Origin of the sequence: Amycolatopsis sp. lyj-23 (genome assembly GCF_046549135.1) — a bacterium.
Classification (GTDB): domain Bacteria; phylum Actinomycetota; class Actinomycetes; order Mycobacteriales; family Pseudonocardiaceae; genus Amycolatopsis.
This window is the reverse complement of the sequence record NZ_JAJPWN010000035.1, coordinates 38,455-45,084: the sequence shown is the minus strand read 5'-3', so window position 1 is coordinate 45,084 and position 6,630 is coordinate 38,455. Positions and strand designations below refer to the sequence as shown.

The 6,630-nt window shown below is 70.7% G+C and carries 7 protein-coding genes; 6 read left to right on the top strand and 1 reads right to left on the bottom strand.

Going from position 1 to position 6,630, the window contains the following annotated elements; genetic code table 11:
• The first annotated feature begins 203 nt into the window (after positions 1-203).
• From ACLJPY_RS49380 to ACLJPY_RS49370, 3 genes are read left to right on the top strand one after another with little or no spacing between them, the layout of a single operon-like run.
• The gene (locus ACLJPY_RS49380) at positions 204-1,019 is read left to right on the top strand and encodes a carbohydrate ABC transporter permease (RefSeq protein ID WP_410597956.1); all 816 of its coding nucleotides are present in this window, start codon (positions 204-206) and stop codon (positions 1,017-1,019) included.
• A 20-nt stretch (positions 1,020-1,039) separates the two neighbouring features.
• Entirely contained in the window at positions 1,040-3,043 is a 2,004-nt protein-coding gene (locus ACLJPY_RS49375) for a TIM-barrel domain-containing protein (RefSeq protein ID WP_410597955.1), read from the top strand.
• Between the two features lie 9 nt (positions 3,044-3,052).
• Positions 3,053-3,655 (top strand): TetR/AcrR family transcriptional regulator, encoded by a 603-nt coding sequence (locus ACLJPY_RS49370; protein ID WP_410597954.1) that lies wholly within the window; start codon positions 3,053-3,055, stop codon positions 3,653-3,655.
• Positions 3,656-3,677: 22 nt separating this feature from the next.
• Here the strand turns inward: ACLJPY_RS49370 and ACLJPY_RS49365 are convergent, their stop codons facing one another.
• On the bottom strand, positions 3,678-4,235 hold the full coding sequence (locus tag ACLJPY_RS49365) for a YceI family protein (RefSeq protein ID WP_410597953.1): 558 nt from the start codon (positions 4,233-4,235) through the stop codon (positions 3,678-3,680).
• Positions 4,236-4,342: 107 nt separating this feature from the next.
• Between ACLJPY_RS49365 and ACLJPY_RS49360 the strand changes: the two genes are divergently transcribed.
• Genes ACLJPY_RS49360 through ACLJPY_RS49350 form a run of 3 tightly spaced genes read left to right on the top strand, consistent with a single transcriptional unit; the run spans position 4,343 to position 6,616 of the window.
• Complete coding sequence (locus ACLJPY_RS49360) at positions 4,343-4,819, top strand: MarR family winged helix-turn-helix transcriptional regulator (protein WP_410597952.1); 477 nt, start codon at positions 4,343-4,345, stop codon at positions 4,817-4,819.
• Between the two features lie 8 nt (positions 4,820-4,827).
• The gene (locus tag ACLJPY_RS49355; RefSeq protein WP_410597951.1) at positions 4,828-5,811 is read left to right on the top strand and encodes a glutathione S-transferase family protein; all 984 of its coding nucleotides are present in this window, start codon (positions 4,828-4,830) and stop codon (positions 5,809-5,811) included.
• Between the two features lie 22 nt (positions 5,812-5,833).
• Positions 5,834-6,616: an SDR family NAD(P)-dependent oxidoreductase gene (locus ACLJPY_RS49350; RefSeq protein WP_410597950.1), complete on the top strand. Its 783-nt coding sequence runs from the start codon at positions 5,834-5,836 to the stop codon at positions 6,614-6,616.
• Positions 6,617-6,630: the final 14 nt, after the last annotated feature.

Below are 6,630 nucleotides of genomic sequence, written 5' to 3'. Positions count from 1 at the left end.
CGTGCGGTGCGTCCCCGCTCCGCCGGCAACGCCCTACACAGCGATGGTCCGCAGTGCCTGATCAGCGGTCGGAACAAGGGTGCGGGACGGGCGGCCAAGCCTCCGGAGCCATCACCGGCAGCAAGCAGGAAAGCCATACCCGCCCCGCCTGCACACCCCGATCATCCCGGACGACCAGGGGTACATCTGAAAGGTAGGGCGGCATGAAGACGGCGAACTGGCCGCGGACCGCGGTGGGCGTGCTGATCGTCGCGGTGCTGCTGTTCCCGCTGTACTGGATGGTCAACGCCTCCCTGCAGCCCAGCGGCGCGCTGCTGCGCCCGGACCCGGCGTTCTTCCCGGTCGACGGCACGCTGGACGGCTACCGCAAAGCGGTCTCGACGCAGGGGCCGAACCTGCTCTCCAGCGTCGTCGTGGCGCTCGGCACGGTGCTCGTTTCGCTGCTGGTGGCGGCACCCGCGTCGTACGCGCTGGCCCAGCTGAAGGTGCGCGGCGGACCGGCGCTGGTGTTCGTGCTGCTGATCGTGCAGATGATCCCGGGCATCGTGATGGCCAACGCGCTCTACACCGTGTTCAGCAACCTCGGCCTGATCGATGACTACCTCGGGCTGGTGCTCGCCGACTCGACCGCGACCATCCCGTTCGCCATCCTCCTGCTGCGGGCGTTCATGGTCTCCGTGCCCAAGGAGCTCACCGAAGCGTCGCGAGTGGACGGTGCCGGGTACTGGCGCACGTTCCGCTCGATCATCCTGCCGGTCAGCCGCAACGCACTGGTCACCGCCGGGCTGTTCTCCTTCCTGTTCGCCTGGGCGGACTTCCTGTTCGCCGTCACCCTGACCACCGGGCAGTCGTTCGAGCCCATCACCGTGGGCATCTACCGGTTCGTCGGCAACCAGTCCGCCGACTGGAACGGGATCATGGCCACCGCCGTCCTCGCCGCGGTCCCCGCGGCCGTCCTGCTGGTCGTCGCCCAGCGCTACGTCGTCGCCGGGCTGACCAGCGGCGCCGTCAAAGACTGATTTCTTCCAAGGAGACCCGCGTGATTGCCACGACCGAAGACGGCCGCTCGCTCGAAGTCCGCGTGCGGCACGAGGTGCTGCGCATCGAGCCGTGGGGCGACGGCAGCCTGCGCGTGCGCGCCGGACGGCACCGCATCCTCGACGACGTCCCGGGGGCGCTGCTGCCGGCGAAGCCGTCCGCCGCCACCGCGTCCGCCGACGAGCGGACCGGCCGCGTGGTCAACGGCCTGCTCACCGCGATCGTCGAGATCGCCGACACCGACACGGGCATCGACGCGCAGCTGCGGTTCGTCCGGACCGGCACCGGCGAAGAGCTGCTTTCCGAGCAGCGCGCGCACTTCTGGTGGCCCGGCGCGCGGCTGTTCATGCCCTCGCGCAACGGCTACGGCCGGCTCGAACAGCGCTTCAGCGCCTACGACGGCGAGCGGCTCTACGGGCTCGGGCAGCACACGCACGGCAGGCTGGACCAGAAGGGTCTCGTGCTCGATCTGGTGCAGCGCAACGCCGAGGTGTCGGTGCCGTTCCTGCTTTCCAGCCGCGGCTACGGGTTCCTGTGGAACAGCCCCGCCGTCGGCCGGGTCGAGCTGGCGGAGAACGGCACCCGCTGGGTCGCCGACGACGCGCGTCAGCTCGACTACTGGATCACCACCGGCGACGGCCCGCGGCAGATCCTCGGCCACTACGCCGACGCGACCGGGCACGCGCCGATGCTGCCGGAGTGGGCGGCCGGGTTCTGGCAGTCGAAACTGCGTTACCGCACGCAGGAAGAGCTGCTGGCGGTGGCGCGGGAGTACCACGCGCGGGGACTGCCGCTGTCGGTGATCGTGGCCGACTTCTTCCACTGGACGCACCTCGGCGACTGGCGGTTCGACCCGGCCGAGTGGCCGGACCCGGCCGGGCTGGTGCGCGAGCTCGCGGAGCTCGGCGTCAAGCTGATGGTTTCGGTGTGGCCGTCGGTCAGCCCGCTGTCGTCCAACTACCGGGAGCTGCACGAGCAGGGCCTGCTGGTGGCGGCCGAGAGCGGTGTCCCGGCGCACGCGCCGTGGAAGGACAAGGGCTTCGGCGTCGAGATGCCGGTGGCGTTCTACGACGCGACCAACCCGCAGGCGCGGCGGTTCGTCTGGAGCAAGGTCAAGGAGAACTACTACGACCTGGGCGTGCGCGCGTGGTGGCTGGACGGCGACGAGCCGGAGATCCAGCCCGGCCACCCGCACAACCTCGGCTTCCACGCCGGCCCGGGCGCGGAGGTGTTCAACCTCTACCCGCAGGCGAACGCGCAGACGTTCCACGACGGTATCCGCGCCGAAGGCGACGACGAAGTGGTGCTGCTGAGCCGCTCGGCGTGGGCGGGCAGCCAGCGCTTCGGGGCGGCGCTCTGGTCGGGTGACGTCGGGGCGACCTGGGCGTCGCTGCGGGCGCAGGTCCGCGCCGGGCTCAACGTGGCACTGGCCGGGATCCCCTGGTGGACCACGGACATCGGCGGCTTCCACGGCGGCGACCCTTCGTCGCCGGAGTACCGCGAGCTGATGGTCCGCTGGTTCTCCTACGGCGTGTTCTGCCCCCTGTTCCGCCTGCACGGCTTCCGCGACCCGCGCCCGGCGTTCGGCCCGGAGATGACCGGCGGCCCGAACGAGGTCTGGTCGTTCGGGGCGGAGGCGTACGAGGCGATCACGGCGTCCCTGCGGCTGCGGGAGCGGCTGCGGCCGTACCTGATGGAGCAGATGCGGGTGGCGCACGAGCAGGGCATCCCGCCGATGCGCCCGCTGTTCGTCGACTTCCCGGCGGACCCGGCGGCCTGGGAGGTGGACGACCAGTTCCTCCTCGGCCCGGACGTGCTGGTGGCCCCGGTCCTCGAACCGGGCGTCACGACCCGGACGGTGTACCTCCCGGCGGGGGCGTCCTGGACGGACGCGGTGACCGGCGAGCGGCACGAAGGCGGCGAGCGGGTCGAGGCGCCGGCCCCGGCCGAGCGGATCCCGGTGTTCCTGCGCGACGGCGTGGAGCTGCCGATCCGCGAGGATTAAAGTGGACCTGTGAGTCCAAAGCTGACCCCGAAGGGCGCCGCAACGCGGCAACGGATCGTCGAAGGCGCCGCGGCCGAGATCCGCGAGCGCGGCGTCGCCGCCACGACCCTCGACGACGTCCGGGCGCGGACCGGGACCAGCAAGAGCCAGCTGTTCCACTACTTCCCGGACGGCAAGGACGAACTCCTGCTGGCGGTGGCCCGGTTCGAGGCGGACCAGGTCCTCGAGGTCCAGCAGCCGCAGCTGGGCCGGCTGACCTCGTGGGCCGCCTGGCAGCGGTGGCGTGACACGGTGGTCTCGCACTACGACAGCCGTGGTCAGCACTGCCCGCTCAACGTGCTGATCTCGCAGCTCGGCCGGGCGACGCCGGGCGCGCAGGCCGTGGTGAGCGAGATGCTGCGGCGCTGGCAGGACGAGATCGCCGCCGGGATCCGCCACCTCAAGGACGCCGGCGAAGCCGGCGCGGAGCTGGACGCGGACCGCACGGCGGCCGCCCTGCTGGCCGGCATCCAGGGCGGTGTGGTCGTGATGCTGTCGACGGGCCGCCTCGATCACCTCGAAGCGGCCCTCGACGTCGGGATCGGGAACCTGCGGGCGAGCGGGAACCGGTGAACCCCGGTTCCCGCTCCCGGGATCAGGCGGACTTGATCGCGGAGATCTCGAACTCCAGCGTGACCTTGTCGCTCACCAGCACGCCGCCGGTCTCGAGCGCGGCGTTCCAGGTGATGCCGTAGTCCTTGCGGCTGATCGTGGTGGAGCCCTCGAAGCCGATCCGGTCGTTGCCGAACGGGTCCTTCGCGGAGCCCTCGAACTCGAACGGAATCGTCACCGAACGGGTGACGTCCTTGATCGTCAGGTCACCGGTGACCTCGAAGCTGGTCTCGCCGGCCTGCTTGATCTCGGTCGAGGTGAAGGTGATCTGCGGGTATTCGTCCATCGACAGGAAGTCGTTGCTCTTCAGGTGCCCGTCGCGGTCGGCGTTGCGGGTGTCGATGCTGTGGGCCTGGATCGTCACCTGGGCGGACGACTTCTCCGGCGCGTCGCCGTCGATCGTGGCGGAGCCGGTGAACTCGTTGAAGCTGCCGCGCACCTTGGTCACCATGGCGTGCCGGGCGACGAACCCGATCCGCGAGTGCGTGGGGTCGATGGTGTATTCGCCGGTCAGCTGGGGGTAGGTGGTCGCGCTGGTCATCGCTGTTCTTCTCTCCTCGTGGTGGCGCCCCCCGATGATTGAGGGTTCAACGACACTGTACTCACTTTGGCTGGTTGCGCAAGCAAGCTTTAGGTAGAGTCGCCGACATGGGTGATCTGTCCGCTCTCGACGCCGACGAAACCGCCTTCTGGCGGCCGCTGATGCGCATCATGACGGCGCTGCCGCGCGCGCTCGAAGACCACTTCCTGCCCGAGACCGGCCTGGCGATCACCGACTACGGCGTGCTGGTGGCGCTGTCCGAGGCGCCCGACCGCTTGCTCCGCCTCTCGGCGCTGGCCGCGACGACCGGGCTGTCGCTGAGCCGGATCAGCCGGGTCGTCGACGACCTCACCCGCCGCGGCCTGGTCGAGAAGCGCCGGTGCGCCGAGGACGGGCGCGCGGCCAACGCCGTGCTGACTCCGGCCGGATTGGCCAGACTGGAGGCGGCCTACCCGAGCCACCTCGCCCGCGTGCGGGCTTCGGTGTTCGACCACCTGAGCGCCGAGGACATCCGCACGGCCGGCCCGGTGCTGGCCCGGCTGGCCGCGGCGCTGGACGCCGCTCCCCCGACCGACGACTGCTGAGGACGCCGATGAGCGACAAGGGCGAGTACAAGCGGGACCAGAACTACCTCCCGGACCGCATCACCGCCGACGGCCGCGACGGCTGGCCGGTCGAGCCGGGCCGCTACCGGCTGGTGGTGGCCCGGGCCTGCCCGTGGGCGAACCGCGCGGTGATCGTGCGGCGGCTGCTGGGGCTCGAGCCGGTCCTGTCGATGGGGATCGCCGGACCGGTGCACGACGAGCGCAGCTGGAGCTTCGACCTCGACCCCGGCGGCAAGGACCCGGTCCTGGGCATCGAGCGCCTGCAGGAGGCGTTCTTCAAGCGCGACCCGGACTACCCGCGCGGCATCACGGTGCCGGCCTTCGTCGACATCCCGAGCGGCCAGGTCGTCACGAACGACTTCGCGCAGATGACGCTGGACATGTCGACGGAGTGGACGGCGTTCCACCGCGACGGCGCGCCCGAGCTGTACCCGGAGAAGCTGCGCGACGAGATCGACGACGTGGCGCAGAAGGTGTTCACCGACGTCAACAACGCGGTGTACCAGTGCGGGTTCGCCCGCTCCCAGGAGGCGTACGAGCACTCCTACCGGAAGCTGTTCGCCCGGCTCGACTGGCTGTCGGAGCGCCTGGCGAACCAGCGCTACCTGGTGGGCGACACGATCACCGAGGCCGACGTCCGGCTGTTCACCACGCTCGTCCGGTTCGACGCGGTGTACCACGGCCACTTCAAGTGCAACCGCCAGAAGCTGACCGAGCTGCCGGTGCTGTGGGCGTACACGCGCGACCTGTTCCAGACGTCCGGCTTCGGCGACACGATCGACTTCGCCCAGATCAAGGAGCACTACTACGTGGTGCACAAGAACGTGAACCCGACGGGGATCGTCCCGCTCGGGCCGGACACGGCGGGATGGCGCACCCCGCACGGCCGCGAGGAGCTGGGCGGGCGCCCGTTCGGCGACGGGACGCCCCCGGGCCCGCCGCCCGAGTCCGAGAGGGTGCCCGAGCTGTAGCTCCTTGGCTACGGTGAGGGCCATGGAACGCCTGCGCGATCGCCGGGTCCTGGTCACCGGCGCCGGTTCCGGCATCGGCCGGGCCACCACGCTCCGCCTGATGGCGGAAGGCGCCCGGGTCATCGGGACCGACGTCTCCGAAGCGGGCCTCATCGGCACCCAGCAGGCCGCGCCCCGCGGCGGCTTGACGACGTACGTCATGGACGTCGCCGACGAAGAGTCGGTGGCGTTCGGGGTGCGATCGGCGCTCGACGCGCTGGGCGGGCTCGACGTGCTGGTCAACGCGGCCGGGATCCTGCTGGCGTCGCACACGCACGAGACGTCGCTGGAGCTGTGGAACCGGGTGCTGACGGTGAACCTGACGGGCACGTTCCTGGTGACGCGCGCGGCGCTCCCGGCCCTGCTGGAGCCGCCGGCGGGCGTGGTGGTCAACTTCAGCTCGACGTCGGCGTCGTTCGCCCACCCCTACATGGCGGCCTACAGCGCGAGCAAGGGCGGCATCCAGGCGTTCACGCACTCGCTGGCGTTGGAGTACGGCAGGCAGGGCCTGCGCGCGGTGAGCATCGCCCCGGGCAGCGTGAAGAGCGGAATAACGGACTCGGCGGCGAGCTGGCTGCCGTCCGGCGTCGACTTTTCGCTGTTCGGGCGGCTGCTGCCGATCCTGCCGACGGACCACACGACGGAGGTGGGCAACCCGGTGGCGGGCCCGGAGACGGTGGCGGGCGTGGTGGCGATGGTGGCGTCGGAGGACGGCAAGTTCATCACGGGCACGGAAATCCGCATCGACGGCGGCACGCACACCTGAACGGTACCGAAGAG